Source organism: Streptomyces sp. NPDC015532 (genome assembly GCF_043078065.1).
In the GTDB taxonomy this organism is placed as follows: domain Bacteria; phylum Actinomycetota; class Actinomycetes; order Streptomycetales; family Streptomycetaceae; genus Streptomyces.
Genome location: NZ_JBIBSY010000015.1, coordinates 80,108 through 94,183, shown reverse-complemented (window position 1 = coordinate 94,183; position 14,076 = coordinate 80,108). Strand labels below are relative to the sequence as shown.

Sequence of the window (14,076 nt, the reverse complement as noted above, 5' to 3'; positions counted from 1 at the left end):
ATGGCCGAACACCCCGCCTACCCCGTAGGCCTCCGCCTCGCCGGCCGTCGTGTCGTCGTCCTCGGCGGTGGCCAGGTGGCCCAGCGCCGGCTTCCCGCGCTCATCGCGGCGGGCGCGGACATCCACCTCGTGTCCCCGCAGGCGACCCCGTCCGTCGAGGCGATGGCCGACGCGGGCGAGATCACCTGGACCAGGCGACCGTACGAGGAGGGCGACCTCGCCGACGCCTGGTACGCGCTCATCGCCACCAGCGACCCGGGGGCCAGCGCCGAGGCGTCGGCCGAGGCGGAGCGCCACCGTGTCTGGTGCGTCCGCTCCGACGACGCCGACGCGGCGACCGCGTGGACCCCGGCCACCGGTCACAGCGAGGGCGTGACCGTCGCCGTCCTCACCACCGACGCCAAGGGCCGCGACCCCCGCCACACCGCCGCGATCCGCGACGCCGTCGTCGAGGGGCTGCGGGACGGCACCCTCGTCGCACCGCACCACCGCACCCGTACCGCCGGAGTGGCCCTGGTCGGCGGAGGTCCCGGCGACCCCGACCTGATCACGGTCCGCGGACGCCGGCTGCTCGCCGAGGCCGACGTGGTCATCGCCGACCGCCTCGGCCCCCGCGACCTGCTCGCCGAACTCCCGCCGCACGTCGAGGTGATCGACGCGGCGAAGATCCCGTACGGCCGGTTCATGGCCCAGGAGGCCATCAACAACGCGCTCATCGAGCACGCCAAGCAGGGCAAGGCCGTCGTCCGGCTGAAGGGCGGCGACCCGTTCGTCTTCGGCCGTGGCATGGAGGAGGCCCAGGCGCTCGCCGAGGCGGGCATCCCCTGCACGATCGTCCCCGGCATCTCCAGCTCGATCTCGGTGCCGGGCGCCGCCGGAATCCCCGTCACCCACCGGGGCGTCGCGCACGAGTTCACCGTGGTCAGCGGTCATGTGGCCCCCGACGACGAGCGCTCCCTCGTCGACTGGCCCGCCCTCGCCAAACTGCGCGGCACCCTCGTCGTCCTCATGGGCGTCGACAAGATAGGCAGGATCGCCGAGACCCTCGTCGCGCACGGCAAGCCGGCCGACACCCCCGTGGCCCTCGTCCAGGAGGGCACCACCGCCGCACAGCGCCGCGTCGACGCCACCCTGGCCACCGTCGCCGACACCGTCCGCGCCGAGGACGTGCGGCCGCCCGCGGTCATCGTCATCGGCGAGGTCGTGGGCGTCGGCTCCGGACTTCCCGAGTAACCACGGGTAACCCAACCCGTTCCCAGCCGTTGGCACCGCACCCAGGACAAGGCAGTATCACCCTGTGGCCGATCTCATCACCGTCGAGAACCCCGACGACCCGCGTCTGCGCGACTACACGGGCCTGACCGACGTGGAACTGCGCCGCAAGCGCGAACCCGCCGAGGGCCTGTTCATCGCCGAGGGCGAGAAGGTCATCAGACGGGCCAAGGACGCCGGCTACGAGATGCGCTCGATGCTGCTGTCCGCCAAGTGGGTCGACGTCATGCGCGACGTCATCGACGAACTCCCGGCACCCGTCTACGCGGTCAGCCCCGAGCTCGCCGAGCAGGTCACCGGCTATCACGTGCACCGGGGAGCGCTCGCCTCGATGCAGCGCAAGCCGCTGCCCACGGCGGACGAACTGCTGCGGTCCGCGCGCCGGGTCGTCGTCATGGAGTCGGTCAACGACCACACCAACATCGGCGCCATCTTCCGCTCCGCAGCCGCCCTCGGCATGGACGCCGTGCTGCTCTCCCCGGACTGCGCCGACCCCCTCTACCGCCGCTCGGTGAAGGTCTCGATGGGCGCCGTCTTCTCGGTCCCGTACGCCCGTCTCGACACCTGGCCCAAGGGCCTGGAGTCGGTGCGCGACGCCGGGTTCAACCTGCTCGCCCTCACCCCGGACGAGAAGGCGAGGTCCCTCGACGAGGCCGCCCCGCACACGATGGACCGGGTCGCGCTGATGCTCGGCGCGGAGGGCGACGGGCTGTCCACCCGGGCCCTGATGGCGGCCGACGAATGGGTGCGCATCCCGATGGCCCACGGCGTCGACTCCCTGAACGTCGGCGCGGCGGCCGCGGTCGCCTTCTACGCGGTGGCGACGGGCCGGCCCGCGAGCTGAGGGCCGTGCGGCACTAGCGGGCCGCTCGGTGCGCGCTCCCGTACGGATCGGTGATCGCCTCGTCCGCGGACAGTCGCCCGGACGCCGACTGTTCCTGGTGCACGCCGTCGCGCGGCCCGTCGTCGAGTCCGCGGGACGGCCCCTGGCATCCCTGGGCCGCCGCGATTCCGAGCGCGACCAGCAGCGTCACCACCACGAACACGAAGAGCCGCTGGCGCAGCAGCCGCGGATTGGCGGGCCGCCTGCCGGTGCCGGTGGTACGCGGACCGGGCCGTCCGGCGCCGCTGCGGGGCGCGGGCCTGTTCCCGGTGCGGCCGGTGTTGCGGGCGGGCGCCGGACGCGAACCCGACCGCGATCCGCCGTTCGTCCCGCCGGTGCGCGGCGGGGGAGTGGTCCCCGGCCGCCGCTGGGTGCGCTGCTCGGCGTACTGCTCGGCCAGGCGTCCGGTCGGCCGGTCCGGGTCCGAGCGCGGCGCGGGCGGCCGGGTGTCCACCATGCCCTGGGCCTCGCGGGCCGCGATCTCCTTGAGCCGCAGGGACAGTTGGAGGGTGCTGGGCCGTTCCTCCGGGTCCTTCGCCAGACAGGCCCGGACGAGCGGCGCGAGCGCGTCCGGAACCCCGTGCAGATGCGGCTCCTCGTGCACCACCCGGTAGAGCATCACCTCGGAACTGCCCTGGCCGAAGGGCGAGTCCTGGGTCGCCGCGTAGGCGAGCGTGGCCCCGAGCGCGAACACGTCCGTGGCCGGGGTGACGGCGACGCCGCGTACCTGCTCCGGCGCCAGGAAGCCCGGGGAGCCGACCGCCGTGCCGACGTGGGTGAGCGTGCTCGCCCCGGTCGCCCACGCGATGCCGAAGTCGATGATCCGCGGCCCCTTGGGGGACAGCAGGATGTTGGACGGCTTGAGGTCGCGGTGGACGACCCCGGCCTCGTGCACCGCGACCAGCCCCTCGGACAGGGCGGCACCCACGGCGGCCACGTCGGCGGCCGACAGCGGCCCCTCCTCGGCGACCTTGTCGTGCAGGGAGGGACCGGGCACGTACTGCGTGGCGAACCACGGCCGGTCCGCCTCCAGGTCGGCGGCGACGAGCCGCGCCGTGCAGCCGCCCCTGATCCGCCGTGCCGCCGAGACCTCGCGCGCGAACCGGGAACGGAACTCCTGATCCTCCGCCAGATCAGGCCGGATCACCTTCAGTGCGACCCGCTGGCCACGCCGGTCGGAGCCCAGGTAGACAACACCCATGCCCCCCGCGCCGAGCCGTCGGTGAAGCCTGAACGAGCCGACGACACGCGGGTCCTCGCGCCTCAGGCGCATCATCGCCATGTCCATCCCCGCTGCCCGGTCCGTTTGACGAGCCCCAGCTTACGTTTTCGCGGCCGGGTGCGCGCAGAGGCCGCGCCCTCTCGTTCCGATCGATTGTCAGTGCCGGGTGGGAAACTTGAGAGGTGGTCAGGGAGCGTGCGAACAGTACCTCTTTGGCCTGCCCTTGATCCCAACCATCCATCGTTGAAGGGGGATTGAGCCCGTGAGGGGTGACCGCGTGGAGATAGTCGTGGACGCAGGGGACACGACGCGTACGTACGAGGTGGTGGCGAGCAGGGCGGGTCGCCGGGTGGAGACGGCGGTGCGCCGAGGTGTCGTAGAAGTGAGCGAAGTCACTCGAAACGGAACAGTGGTACGGACCGCCCGCTTCATGGCGACTCGGGTGCTGGCGCTCGTCGAGCAGCCGGTTCCCCGGGAGGACAGCTCGGAACAGTAGGGCAGATCGGACGCCCCCTCCGGGAAGACCCTGAGACCTGGGTCCGCGTCTCCACCCACGGTAGTACGCAGCAGGTCATGGCTCATCCTCCGGGAGGCCCGGCAATCGGTACGAGGGCATGACGACCCGATGTCGTCACGCGCCTAGATTTGAGGTCAAGCGGCGGGTGCAGCACTCGTCCCCCGAGGTCAGACACCCGCCGCTGCCAGGCACAACAGAATCTCGGTCAGGAGAGGGACCATGGCCCACACGGCACCGCGGACAGATCTCCGCACGCAGGGACGCAAGGCGTACACCGCCGTGTTCGGCACCCGCCAGGGTCAGCGCCACCCCTTGGTGGCGACAGCGATGGTCCTTCCCCTGGCGGCCCTGCTCGTGGTCGTCTTCGGCGGCTGGGACGCGGTGGTCACACAGGCGTCGTCCGTGGGCGTGATGCTGGGGCGCTGAGCGGCGCCCCAGGCCCGGAAGAGCGGTCCGGGCGGGGACATCCGGCCATGAAACCCCGTGGGGACGGGGGTGCGGCGGACGGCAGGAAGATGCCCGCGCAGCTGGGGAGCTGCGCGGGCATCTCTTTATGTCCGCTGTCCGCTGCCTGCCGCCGCAGCACCGGGCCGCCCCTGCTCACGGGATCCGGGACAGCCGCGGCGGTGGGTGACCGGGGGCCGTGCCGTCACGGTGCCGGGTGACGGGCGCCGGCCCCGGGTGCGTACGCTCGCCGGCAGGTGTCCTGACCGGCAGGCGCCCTCGGCGGCGGTGTCGTACCGGACCGTCGTCCAGCTCAGGGGGATCCATGACCTCAGCCGGCCTGGTGTCCGCGCTCGCCGCCGCGGCGCGCGGCGCGGCCCACCCGGTGGCGGCCGTGCCCGGCCCCCGCGGAGCGGCCTGTCCCTGCGGCGCCGAGGACACCCTCCTCGCGGACCGCGACGACGGCACCGTGGTCCGTCACGGCGGCATCGTCGCCAAGGCCCACGCCCCGGACACGGAACCCGAGGCCCTCGCCCGCCGTGTCGCCGCGGCCGCCCGCCTCCCCGGCATCCTCCTGCCGCCGTCGAACCCGGCCCCCGCCGACCTCCTCGGCCGCCGGGTGACCCTCTGGCCGTACGGCGCTCCCGTCGACCCCGACACCCCGGAGGCGGCCCCCTGGGAGGCGGCGGCGACCCTGCTGGCCCGGCTGCACCGGGCTCCGGCTCCGGACGGGCTGCCGCCCATGCGGGGCCCCGTCAAGGCCGCCCGCGCGATGGCCCGCATGCGCGCGGCCGGCCCGCACCCGGCCGCCGCCCCGGTCCTGCGGGCCTGGGCCGCCCTGCCCGGCTGGGCGCGGGCCGAGGCCCCGATGCCGGACGCCACGACCCTGTGCCACGGCGACCTGCACCTCGGCCAGCTGATACGCCACCCCGCGCCGGACGGTCCCTGGCTCCTCATCGACGTCGACGACCTGGGCGTCGGCGCCCCGGCCTGGGACCTGGCCCGTCCCGCCGCCTGGTACGCCTGCGGGCTGCTGCCGCCCGACGAGTGGTTCCGCTTCCTGGCCGCCTACCGGGGCGCCGGCGGTCCCGCCGTGCCCGCCGACGGCGATCCCTGGCCCGCGCTGGACGTCGCGGCCCGCGCCCTCACCGTGCAGACCGCGGCCCTCGCGGTCGCCAAATCCGCCGCCGCGGAACGGCCGTTGGACGAGGTCCAGCAGGCCGTGGTGGACGCCTGTGACCGAATGAGTTCCATCCCGCCCGAGTTGGCCCGCGGTTTCGCGACGTAGGCTGCAACCGATCGAGGCCGGGCGGTGTCTGTCCTGGCGGAAGCAGTACCGACCGGCGAGGAGTTGAGCCGAGCATGCAGTGTCCGAAATGCCATGCGCCGATGCACACGTACAACCGCAATGGCGTCCAGATCGAGCAGTGCAGCGGCTGCCGAGGGATCTTCCTCGACTACGGCGAGCTGGAGGCCCTGACCCGCGTGGAGTCGCAGTGGTCCCAGCCCGCGCCGCCGCCCCAGGGCGCCCCGCAGGCGTACCCGTCCGCTCCGGCTCCCGCGTGGGGCGCCCCGCAGCACGGCGGCGGTCACGGAGGCCACTACGGCGGTCACGGCGGCCACCAGCGGCACAAGAGCTTCGGCCACATGCTCTTCTCGTCCTGAACCACACGAAGGGGCTCCCTCCCGAGCGGAGGAGCCCCTTCGGCGTGTCCGGACCTGTGGGTTCAGGCTCGTGTGTCCAGGCCCACACGTCTCAGGGCCACGTGAGCAGACCCGCAGACCCACAGGCGCAGCCCCGAGGACCGGGTGCTCAGGGCGGCGGACACGGCCGGCGCCGCACCGGGAACGACGAAGCCCCCGGTCGAGAAGACGACCGGGGGCTTTGCTGGTGCGCGATACTGGGATTGAACCAGTGACCTCTTCCGTGTCAGGGAAGCGCTCTCCCGCTGAGCTAATCGCGCAGGTCACGCGGCCGGAGCCACGCTTGCTGCTGGTACTGCGTGCGCGATACTGGGATTGAACCAGTGACCTCTTCCGTGTCAGGGAAGCGCTCTCCCGCTGAGCTAATCGCGCGGGGATCCTTGCGGACCAAGTCCTTGCGGACCAGTGGACGATACTGGGATTGAACCAGTGACCTCTTCCGTGTCAGGGAAGCGCTCTCCCGCTGAGCTAATCGTCCTTGGAGGTGGAGACGGGATTTGAACCCGTGTAGACGGCTTTGCAGGCCGTTGCCTCGCCTCTCGGCCACTCCACCAGGAGTGCGGGTTCGGGAAGAATCCCCCACTTCCTGCGAGCGGACGACCAGGTTCGAACTGGCGACCTCAACCTTGGCAAGGTTGCGCTCTACCAACTGAGCTACGTCCGCTTGTCGTTTCCGTTTCGCTTGCGCGTCCCGGCGACGAGTTGAACTCTAGCGGATTCCCGGGCCAGCACAAAAACGCGTTTGTGCAGCGTGCTGCGGTCTGTCCGCCCGAGGACATGGTCAGGGCACTCGCGGGACACCCGCCCTAGACTCGTCTGCGTGCTCGACCTCCCTCCTCTCGCCCGCTTCGGCGGCCTCGTCGCGACCGGTCTCCTCGATGTCACCAGCGATCCCGCGGCCCTGGACTCGTCCGGCTTCTGGGCCGTCTCGGCCGACTTCGAAGGGCGGCTGACCTGCGCCCGCTTCCGCGACGTACGAGAGGAGCCGGTGCCCGCGCCGGTGCCCGGACGCTGGCACGGCCCGGCGGCCGGTGACTGGACGTCGTCCCTCGACCGCGCCGCGTACACCGCCGGTGTCCGGCGGATCCGGGAGTACATCGCGGCGGGCGAGGTCTATCAGGCGAACCTCTGTCGCGTGCTCCGCGCGCCCGTCCCGGCCGACGCCGACGTCGACGCGCTGACCGCTCTGCTGGCCCGCGGCAACCCGGCACCGTACGCGGGAACGATTCGGCTGCCGGACCACGGCGTCGAGATAGCCACCGCCTCCCCGGAACTCTTCGTCCGCCGCGCGGGCCGCTCCGTCGAGTCGGGGCCGATCAAGGGCACCGGACGCACCGAGGCGGATCTCCTGGACAAGGACTACGCCGAGAACGTGATGATCGTGGACCTCGTCCGCAACGACATCGGCCAGGTCTGCGCCACCGGCACCGTGACCGTGCCCGACCTGTGCGTCGTCGAGAAGCACCCGGGGCTCGTCCACCTCGTCTCCACCGTCAGCGGCGAACTGCGCGAGGACGTCGGCTGGCCGGCCCTCCTCGCCGCGGCCTTTCCGCCCGGTTCCGTCACCGGCGCTCCGAAGTCCAGCGCGCTGCGGATCATCGAGGAACTGGAGACCGCGCCCCGGGGCCCGTACTGCGGAGGCGTCGGCTGGGTCGACGCCGACCGCGGCACCGGCGAGCTGGCCGTGGGCATCCGCACCTTCTGGATCGACCGCGCCGACGGCGTCCTTCGCTTCGGTACGGGGGCCGGCATCACCTGGGGGTCCGACCCCGAGGGGGAGTGGCGGGAGACCGAGCTGAAGGCGTCCCGGCTGCTCGCGGTAGCGTCGGGAACGTACGACGCGGGTGACGGGACCCTCACCGACTGACCCGGTTGCGGGGACGACGCGGGGACCGGGGCCGGAACGCCGTGCCGGAGATGTCCGGCACATTCACATGCGAGGTAGGACCAGTGAAGCTTTGGCTCGACGGCGGGCTCCAGGACATCGAGTCCGCCCGCGTCTCCGTCTTCGACCACGGACTGACCGTGGGTGACGGCATCTTCGAGACCGTGAAGGCGGTCGACGGCCGGCCCTTCGCGCTGACCCGCCACCTCGACCGGCTGGCCCGCTCGGCGCGCGGCCTCGGTCTGCCCGAGCCCGACGCCGACGAGGTGCGACGCGCCTGCGCCGCCGTCCTCGACGCCAATCCGATGCCGCTCGGCCGGCTCCGCGTCACCTATACCGGCGGTCACGGTCCGCTCGGCTCCGACCGCGGAGAGCACGGTCCGACCCTCGTCGTCGCGCTCGGCGGCTCGGCCCCGCGCCCCGACTCCACGGCCGTCGTCACCGTTCCCTGGACCCGCAACGAGCGCGGTGCCGTGACCGGCGTCAAGACCACCTCGTACGCCGAGAACGTCGTCGCCCTGGCCCGCGCGCGCGAACACGGCGCGTCCGAGGCGCTGTTCGCCAACACGGTGGGCCAACTCTGCGAAGGCACCGGGTCGAACGTCTTCGTCGTCCTCGACGGCGAGATCCACACCCCGCCGGTCGCCTCCGGCTGCCTCGCCGGCATCACCCGTGCCCTCACGGTCGAATGGACCGGCGCCAAGGAGACCGACCTGCCGCTGGACGTGCTGGAGCGCGCCGACGAGATCTTCCTGACGTCCACGCTGCGCGACGTGCAGGCCGTGCACCGCGTCGACACCCGTGAACTGCCGGGCGCGCCGGGCCCGGTGACCGCCAAGGCCATGCGCGTCTTCGAGGAGCGGGCCGGGGACGACCTCGACCCCTGACCGGCCCTCAGGGGGCCACCGGCCCCCGGTCGCCGGGTAATTCGGCTGACGACGCGTGCGTCAGCGGGTACAACACCCCTGATGACCACGACCCTGCGGCCGACCGAGCCGCTCCATCGCGCCGCCGACGGGACCCTCTCACGCCGCTACCAGGTGTGCGTGAACAGCCGTCCCGTCGGCCGGGTACACCTCGCCACGGAACCCGGCTCGGGGCCGCCCGCCGCCAGGATCCGCGAACTCCGCATCGACGAGCCGGACCGGGGCCGGGGCCGGGGCACCGTGGCCGCGCTGGCCGCGGAGGAGGTCGCCCGCGGATGGGACTGCCGGCAGATCGAGGTGACCGTCCCCGGAGACGCCGCCGCGGCCCTGGAGCTCACCAGGGCGCTCGGCTACGTCCTGCGCAACCGCATCATGGAGAAGGCGCTCGACGGCCCCGCGGTCGTCCTTCCCCCGGGCAGCGCCGACCGTCCCATGACTCGCGGCGAGTACGAGATCTGGGACCGGGCCGGCAGGCGGGACTACGCCGAGGACTGGATCCGGCGTGGTGTGCCGGAGGCCGAGGCGCTCGCCAAGGCGGACCGTGACTTCGGCGGTGCGTTGCCGCAGGGCCCGGACACCCCGAACATGTGGCTGACCGTCCTGGAGCACGAGGGCGTCCCCGTGGGCGATCTCTGGCTGGGGCGCCGGGGCGGACAGGCCTTCGTCTACGACGTCCTGGTACGCGCCGACCAGCGCGGGCGCGGGCACGGGCGGACGCTCATGCGGCTCGCCGAGGCCCGCGCGACCGCCGCCGGACTGGACCGCATCGGGCTCAACGTCTTCGCGGGCAACACCCCGGCCGAGCGGCTCTACGAGTCGCTCGGCTACGAGACGAGGGAGCACCACCTGTACAAGACACTGCTGTAGGCAGGGCAGGGCAGGGCAGGGCAGGGCAGGGCAGGGCAGGGCAGGGCTCCGGTCCGGTCCGGTCGGGGCGCGACTCTGTTCCGGGGTCAGGCCTGGTCGGCGAGCAGCCGGTCGGCGATCTCCTCGATCCGCTCGCGCAGGCCCTCCTGGCTCTTGCCGCCGTCCAGGAGCTCACCGCCGATGACGTACGTCGGGGTGCCGGTGACGCCGATCGCCTTGCCCTCGGCATGGTCCGCGTCGACGATCAGGATGTGCCGTCCGTCGATCAGGGCCGTGTCGAACTCCTCGGCGTCCAGGCCGAGTTCCCGTGCGACCTCGACCAGGAAGGCTTCGCCGTCCTTGCGGTCCAGCTCCTCGACGCGGCCGAGCACGGCCTCGATGTACGGCCAGGCGTCCCCCTGCTCGGCGGCCTCCTCGGCGGCCTGCGCCGCGGCGAAGGCGTGCTTGTGCTTCTCCAGGGGGAAGTGCCGCAGCCGCAGCTCCAGGCGGTCGCCGTAGCGGGCGCGCAGCGCGCGCAGGTCGGCGAGAGCGTCACGGCAGTCGGGGCACTGCAGCTCGCACCAGACGTCCAGGACGACAGGGGCCGGGCGCGCGGCGGAGGAGCCGGAGGAGTCGTTCATGGGACCCAGTCTCCCAGTCCGGTGAGGGGGAGGCTCCACCGGGACCTGAGGAGGACGGCGACCCCGAGATGTCCCTGAGGTCTGCCCGGACCGTGGCATACCGGGCATGGGGCGGTGCAGGATGGAAGGGATGGGAAACATGTCGCACCGAGCCCTGCCTGGAGGACCGGAATGATCGCAGAGACCGTCTGCTCCGCCGTCTCCGTCGCCGGCCTGGGCATCGCCGCGGTGACGGCCTACCGCAAGCGTTTCCTGGCGGCCGCCCGGATCGCCGCCTACTCCCTCGTGCCGATCGGCCTGGTCATGACCGGAGTGGTCGGCTGGCTGGCCGACACCGCGTTCAGCCCGACCGCCTGGGCCGGCTTCGTGGTGCTCGGCGGCGCCTGGGCGCTGTTCATGATCACCCGTGCCGTGGAGCGACGCGGCGGCGGGACCCGGAAGGAACGCAGGGCGGCGAAGGCCGCCGCCCGGCGCGAGGCGGAGGCTCCCGCGGCCTCGGCCCCGTCGCTGGGCCAGGGTGCACCTCTCGCCTCCCGGCCGGCGGCGACACCGCGGGCGAAGAGCTCCGGGGACGACTTCAGCGACATCGAGGCGATCCTGAAGAAGCACGGCATATGACCGACAGAAGCGACACAAGATCACATGCGTGACACAGGGAACGCGCGGAACCGTTCACGTTCGAGCGCGCCCGTCACATCATCCAGCGAACTCCCGTATATTCCGGGCGTGTTGATCGCGAAGCAGGCGCGCTCTGCGTCATCATCGCCCGCGAGATGCTGGACACAACAACGAGCGACACCGCTGCTCCCCCCGAGGAGCGGCGCGGTTGTCTCTTCGCGCTCTCCCAGCCGCCGCTGATGATCTTCCTTGCGGTGATCGGCTGTCTGCTGCTCATGGCTTCGCTGCACGACCTGCTGCTGCTCTGAGCTGTACACGGAGCCCCTGGCGTCACCCGCCGAGGGCTCCGTCAGTCCGGCCGAGATGCCGGACCCCTCTCCGTGGTGCGAGCGGTCAGCCCGCGGCTTCCTTGCGGCGTGCCCGGTACGCGGCCACGTGGAGCCGGTTCCCGCACGTGCGGCTGTCGCAGTAGCGGCGGGAGCGGTTGCGGGAGAGATCGACGAAGGCCCGTCGGCAGTCCGGGGCCTCGCAGCGGCGCAGCCGGTCCTGCTCTCCGGCGACCACGAAGAAGGCCAGCGCCATCCCGCAGTCGGCCGCGAGGTGGTCGGCGACCGAGGCGCCCGGTGCGAAGTAATGGACATGCCAGTCATACCCGTCGTGGTCCGTCAGCCGGGGTGTGGTGCCGGCGGCCGCGACCAGTTCGTTGATGAGCGAGGCGGCGGTCCGCGGATCGTCGGCGGCGAAGATCCCGGCGAACAGGTCGCGTACGTGGCGTACGGCCGCCAGATCGCGCTCCGACAGCACCCCGACATCGCTGATGTCGTGCTTTCGTACGAAGTCGGCGAGGGACGGCACGTCGGCGAGCCCGTCCGCCGTCTCGTCCTCCGGCGCGGTGTTCACCAGATCCACCACGGCGTCGAGTGCGCACCGGGTGTCGTGGGTGATCAGCACGTTTCGCTCCCTGGCCTGGGGGTCGGGCGAGGGCGCCCGCCCGATGCTGGCCGATCGTAGTGGCTTCGCGGCGCGGCCGAGACGGGCGCGTGGGCCTGGGAGCGCGAGAGTGGGGGCCCGTACCGGTGGACGCGCAGCGGCGCCGGCACCGCGAACCTTCCGCGGTGCCGACGCCGGCGCCTTCCCTATGCGATTGTCTGAGCCCGAGCCGTCTCCCCGAGTGGACGGCGCCGGGCGGCTCTGTTGTGACGCGTCAGCTCTCGGCCAGGATGTGTGAGAGCTCCGTGTCGAGATCGAAGTGCCGGTGTTCCGTGCCGGGGGGCACGGCTGCGTCCGTTCGCTTCAGGAATGACTCCAGGGCCCGCGCTGGGGCTTCGAGCAGGGCTTCACCCTCCGGAGAGCTCAGGGCGATGCATACGACGCCCTGGCCGTGGCTCCGGGACGGCCAGACTCGGACGTCGCCGGTACCGGTGGGCCGGTGGAGGCCCTCGGCGAGGAGGTCGCGGGCGAACACCCACTCGACGGTTTCCTCGGCTCCGGTGTGGAAGGTGGCGTGCACGGCATAGGGATCGGCCGTGTCATACCGCAGTCCTGCGGGTACAGGCAGTGAGGACTCGCTCGACACAACGAGGCGCAGGTGCAGCTCGCAGCTGACCGTGGTGTTCATAAGCGCCAGGGCCTTTCGCTCAGTGTGCGCTCGGGGATTCGCACGTCGGCGAAATCGACATGCCACCTACGGTGCCGTTGTAAACCCCTCTGAGGGTTTTGCATGTCTTTATGTAACTCATCCGGCCGAGGGCGCGTTCTCCGGATAGGGCCATTCCGGTGACTGGTTTCTCTCGGGTAGGGTTTGGTCGTATGAATACGGGGAGTGACGAGTCGGGCGAGGTCGCCACGGCGGGCGACGGGGCGAACAATGAGCGAGCGCTCGGTTCACGGGCGCCTCACTACATCAAGGCCCGCCGGGCGCTGCACGTGAGCTGGCAGGTGGGCGTTTTCGTCGTGGGGCTCGCGGTCGTGGCCGCGGGCGTGATCATGCTTCCGCTGCCGGGGCCCGGCTGGCTGGTGATCTTCGGCGGCATGGCGATCTGGGCGACCGAGTTCGTCTGGGCGCAGCTGGTGCTTCGCTGGACGAAGCGCAAGGTCACGGAGGCCACGCAGCGGGCGCTCGACCCCAGGGTCCGGCGTCGCAACATCATCCTCACCTCGATCGGTCTCGTGATCGTCGCCGCTCTGGTGGGGGTGTACCTCTGGAAGTTCGGCTTCGTGATGCCGTGGAGCATCAAGGAATGACGCGGCCGGCCCGGACGTCGTCGGGGCCGTCTCGGCTGGTCGAAGCCACCCCCTGACATGGGGTAATGTTCTCTCTGCGCCCGGGCGATTAGCTCAGCGGGAGAGCGCTTCGTTCACACCGAAGAGGTCACTGGTTCGAACCCAGTATCGCCCACACGTAGGAAAGACGGCTCCGGCCCACGACACCGTGGACCGGGGCCGTTTTCGCGTTCCCGGGGGGCCGGGCGGGTTCGCTCGCGCCGGCGTTTGCGGTGGGGGGTCGGGGCCGTGCGGGTTCGCTGCGCCGGCGTTTGCGGGTCTCGGTCCGGTGGGGGGTCGGGGCCGTGCCGGTACATCCGCCCGTCGCCGTTGGATCCGACGTCAGTCCGGGAGCGAACCGCTGCTCGATCCGGACGTAAGCGACGGGCACGTGATGTACCGGCACGGCCCCTCCCGCGCGCTCCCGGCTGCGGGAGGGACCGTGGTGGCCGTGGCGGCCGGACCGTAGAAGGTTCCAGCCCTTCCGGCCCGCCCTTTCACGGCGGGGCAGGATTCAGCCCTCCGGCCCGACCCTTCGCGGCGGGGCAAGATTCGGCCCTCCGGCCCGACCCTTCGAGGCGGGGGAAATTTCAGCCCCTCCGGCGTTTGAGGAGCGGGGTCTGGGGCGGAGCCCCAGGGGGTGAGCGCCGGTGCCGGGCGGAGCCTCACGGCGTGGGCGCCCCGGTGCTGGAGGGAGCCACAGGCGACGAGTGCACCGGTGCCGGGCGGAGTCCCAGGTGCGGGTCGGGTGGGCAGGGGGCGTGAAGCGGGCGCCCCGGTAGCGTCGCCGCGCGCTCACGCTCCGTTTCCGCCGGCCCCGCCGACACCCCGTCAGCACCCCTCGCAACAGTACGTT

The 14,076-nt window shown here is 72.1% G+C and carries 16 protein-coding genes and 6 tRNA genes; 13 read left to right on the top strand and 9 right to left on the bottom strand.

Annotated features, from left to right (window positions below):
- Both cobA and ACF07B_RS33870 read left to right on the top strand, forming a co-directional pair.
- A complete protein-coding gene (cobA, locus tag ACF07B_RS33875; protein ID WP_392181742.1) occupies positions 1 to 1,233 on the top strand; it encodes a uroporphyrinogen-III C-methyltransferase in 1,233 nt (410 codons plus the stop codon).
- A 64-nt stretch (positions 1,234 to 1,297) separates the two neighbouring features.
- Complete coding sequence (locus tag ACF07B_RS33870) at positions 1,298 to 2,116, top strand: RNA methyltransferase (protein WP_326788866.1); 819 nt, start codon at positions 1,298 to 1,300, stop codon at positions 2,114 to 2,116.
- A gap of 13 nt (positions 2,117 to 2,129) precedes the next feature.
- Here the strand turns inward: ACF07B_RS33870 and ACF07B_RS33865 are convergent, their stop codons facing one another.
- Positions 2,130 to 3,443, bottom strand: a complete 1,314-nt coding sequence (locus ACF07B_RS33865; protein ID WP_392181741.1) for a serine/threonine-protein kinase — start codon at positions 3,441 to 3,443, stop codon at positions 2,130 to 2,132.
- Positions 3,444 to 3,639: 196 nt separating this feature from the next.
- Here ACF07B_RS33865 and ACF07B_RS33860 point away from each other — a divergent pair, with 196 nt between their 5' ends.
- The 4 genes from ACF07B_RS33860 (at position 3,640) to ACF07B_RS33845 (ending at position 6,003) form a co-directional block, all read left to right on the top strand.
- Positions 3,640 to 3,873 carry a hypothetical protein gene (locus tag ACF07B_RS33860; RefSeq protein ID WP_326788867.1) on the top strand — a complete coding sequence of 78 codons (234 nt, stop codon included), beginning with the start codon at positions 3,640 to 3,642 and terminating at the stop codon, positions 3,871 to 3,873.
- Positions 3,874 to 4,113: 240 nt separating this feature from the next.
- Positions 4,114 to 4,320, top strand: a complete 207-nt coding sequence (locus ACF07B_RS33855; protein WP_392181740.1) for a hypothetical protein — start codon at positions 4,114 to 4,116, stop codon at positions 4,318 to 4,320.
- Positions 4,321 to 4,663: 343 nt separating this feature from the next.
- A complete protein-coding gene (locus tag ACF07B_RS33850) occupies positions 4,664 to 5,626 on the top strand; it encodes a phosphotransferase family protein (protein ID WP_392181739.1) in 963 nt (320 codons plus the stop codon).
- A 74-nt stretch (positions 5,627 to 5,700) separates the two neighbouring features.
- A complete protein-coding gene (locus ACF07B_RS33845; protein WP_362398295.1) occupies positions 5,701 to 6,003 on the top strand; it encodes a zf-TFIIB domain-containing protein in 303 nt (100 codons plus the stop codon).
- Between the two features lie 224 nt (positions 6,004 to 6,227).
- Here the strand turns inward: ACF07B_RS33845 and ACF07B_RS33840 are convergent.
- The 5 genes from ACF07B_RS33840 to ACF07B_RS33820 form a co-directional block, all read right to left on the bottom strand.
- A tRNA-Val gene (locus ACF07B_RS33840) sits at positions 6,228 to 6,302 on the bottom strand.
- Between the two features lie 40 nt (positions 6,303 to 6,342).
- A tRNA-Val gene (locus ACF07B_RS33835) sits at positions 6,343 to 6,414 on the bottom strand.
- A 34-nt stretch (positions 6,415 to 6,448) separates the two neighbouring features.
- Positions 6,449 to 6,520 (bottom strand) — tRNA-Val (locus ACF07B_RS33830).
- Between the two features lies 1 nt (position 6,521).
- Positions 6,522 to 6,595 (bottom strand) — tRNA-Cys (locus ACF07B_RS33825).
- A 38-nt stretch (positions 6,596 to 6,633) separates the two neighbouring features.
- Positions 6,634 to 6,706: transfer RNA gene (locus ACF07B_RS33820), tRNA-Gly, on the bottom strand.
- 156 nt (positions 6,707 to 6,862) lie between these two features.
- On the opposite strand from ACF07B_RS33820, the gene ACF07B_RS33815 reads away from it, so the two are divergent.
- From ACF07B_RS33815 to ACF07B_RS33805, 3 genes are all read left to right on the top strand, one after another.
- Positions 6,863 to 7,909, top strand: a complete 1,047-nt coding sequence (locus ACF07B_RS33815; RefSeq protein WP_392181738.1) for a chorismate-binding protein — start codon at positions 6,863 to 6,865, stop codon at positions 7,907 to 7,909.
- A gap of 83 nt (positions 7,910 to 7,992) precedes the next feature.
- The gene (locus ACF07B_RS33810; RefSeq protein ID WP_392181737.1) at positions 7,993 to 8,814 is read left to right on the top strand and encodes an aminotransferase class IV; all 822 of its coding nucleotides are present in this window, start codon (positions 7,993 to 7,995) and stop codon (positions 8,812 to 8,814) included.
- A gap of 81 nt (positions 8,815 to 8,895) precedes the next feature.
- Positions 8,896 to 9,720, top strand: a complete 825-nt coding sequence (locus ACF07B_RS33805; RefSeq protein ID WP_392181736.1) for a GNAT family N-acetyltransferase — start codon at positions 8,896 to 8,898, stop codon at positions 9,718 to 9,720.
- Between the two features lie 86 nt (positions 9,721 to 9,806).
- Here the strand turns inward: ACF07B_RS33805 and ACF07B_RS33800 are convergent, their stop codons facing one another.
- Complete coding sequence (locus ACF07B_RS33800) at positions 9,807 to 10,340, bottom strand: DsbA family protein (RefSeq protein ID WP_392181735.1); 534 nt, start codon at positions 10,338 to 10,340, stop codon at positions 9,807 to 9,809.
- Positions 10,341 to 10,511: 171 nt separating this feature from the next.
- On the opposite strand from ACF07B_RS33800, the gene ACF07B_RS33795 reads away from it, so the two are divergent.
- Together ACF07B_RS33795 and ACF07B_RS33790 are read left to right on the top strand one after the other, a co-directional pair.
- Positions 10,512 to 10,958, top strand: coding sequence for a hypothetical protein (locus ACF07B_RS33795; protein WP_369485876.1), 447 nt, complete (start codon positions 10,512 to 10,514; stop codon positions 10,956 to 10,958).
- A gap of 155 nt (positions 10,959 to 11,113) precedes the next feature.
- On the top strand, positions 11,114 to 11,266 hold the full coding sequence (locus tag ACF07B_RS33790; RefSeq protein ID WP_167455603.1) for a hypothetical protein: 153 nt from the start codon (positions 11,114 to 11,116) through the stop codon (positions 11,264 to 11,266).
- An 85-nt stretch (positions 11,267 to 11,351) separates the two neighbouring features.
- Here ACF07B_RS33790 and ACF07B_RS33785 read toward each other — a convergent pair whose 3' ends face one another.
- Complete coding sequence (locus ACF07B_RS33785) at positions 11,352 to 11,909, bottom strand: CGNR zinc finger domain-containing protein (RefSeq protein WP_392181734.1); 558 nt, start codon at positions 11,907 to 11,909, stop codon at positions 11,352 to 11,354.
- 253 nt (positions 11,910 to 12,162) lie between these two features.
- The gene (locus ACF07B_RS33780) at positions 12,163 to 12,576 is read right to left on the bottom strand and encodes an SsgA family sporulation/cell division regulator (protein ID WP_003959770.1); all 414 of its coding nucleotides are present in this window, start codon (positions 12,574 to 12,576) and stop codon (positions 12,163 to 12,165) included.
- A gap of 191 nt (positions 12,577 to 12,767) precedes the next feature.
- On the opposite strand from ACF07B_RS33780, the gene ACF07B_RS33775 reads away from it, so the two are divergent.
- Together ACF07B_RS33775 and ACF07B_RS33770 are read left to right on the top strand one after the other, a co-directional pair.
- Positions 12,768 to 13,202 (top strand): TIGR02611 family protein, encoded by a 435-nt coding sequence (locus ACF07B_RS33775; protein ID WP_362398275.1) that lies wholly within the window; start codon positions 12,768 to 12,770, stop codon positions 13,200 to 13,202.
- A gap of 82 nt (positions 13,203 to 13,284) precedes the next feature.
- Positions 13,285 to 13,356: transfer RNA gene (locus ACF07B_RS33770), tRNA-Val, on the top strand.
- Positions 13,357 to 14,076: the final 720 nt, after the last annotated feature.

What these genes read in the sequence shown, in the direction of transcription:
- cobA (WP_392181742.1), top strand. Translation starts at nt 1, where the DNA reads ATGGCCGAACACCCCGCCTACCCCGTAGGCCTCCGCCTCGCCGGCCGT.
- ACF07B_RS33865 (WP_392181741.1), bottom strand. Translation starts at nt 3,443, where the DNA reads ATGGACATGGCGATGATGCGCCTGAGGCGCGAGGACCCGCGTGTCGTC.
- ACF07B_RS33855 (WP_392181740.1), top strand. Translation starts at nt 4,114, where the DNA reads ATGGCCCACACGGCACCGCGGACAGATCTCCGCACGCAGGGACGCAAG.
- ACF07B_RS33850 (WP_392181739.1), top strand. Translation starts at nt 4,664, where the DNA reads ATGACCTCAGCCGGCCTGGTGTCCGCGCTCGCCGCCGCGGCGCGCGGC.
- ACF07B_RS33845 (WP_362398295.1), top strand. Translation starts at nt 5,701, where the DNA reads ATGCAGTGTCCGAAATGCCATGCGCCGATGCACACGTACAACCGCAAT.
- ACF07B_RS33805 (WP_392181736.1), top strand. Translation starts at nt 8,896, where the DNA reads ATGACCACGACCCTGCGGCCGACCGAGCCGCTCCATCGCGCCGCCGAC.
- ACF07B_RS33800 (WP_392181735.1), bottom strand. Translation starts at nt 10,340, where the DNA reads ATGAACGACTCCTCCGGCTCCTCCGCCGCGCGCCCGGCCCCTGTCGTC.
- ACF07B_RS33795 (WP_369485876.1), top strand. Translation starts at nt 10,512, where the DNA reads ATGATCGCAGAGACCGTCTGCTCCGCCGTCTCCGTCGCCGGCCTGGGC.
- ACF07B_RS33790 (WP_167455603.1), top strand. Translation starts at nt 11,114, where the DNA reads ATGCTGGACACAACAACGAGCGACACCGCTGCTCCCCCCGAGGAGCGG.
- ACF07B_RS33780 (WP_003959770.1), bottom strand. Translation starts at nt 12,576, where the DNA reads ATGAACACCACGGTCAGCTGCGAGCTGCACCTGCGCCTCGTTGTGTCG.
- ACF07B_RS33775 (WP_362398275.1), top strand. Translation starts at nt 12,768, where the DNA reads ATGAATACGGGGAGTGACGAGTCGGGCGAGGTCGCCACGGCGGGCGAC.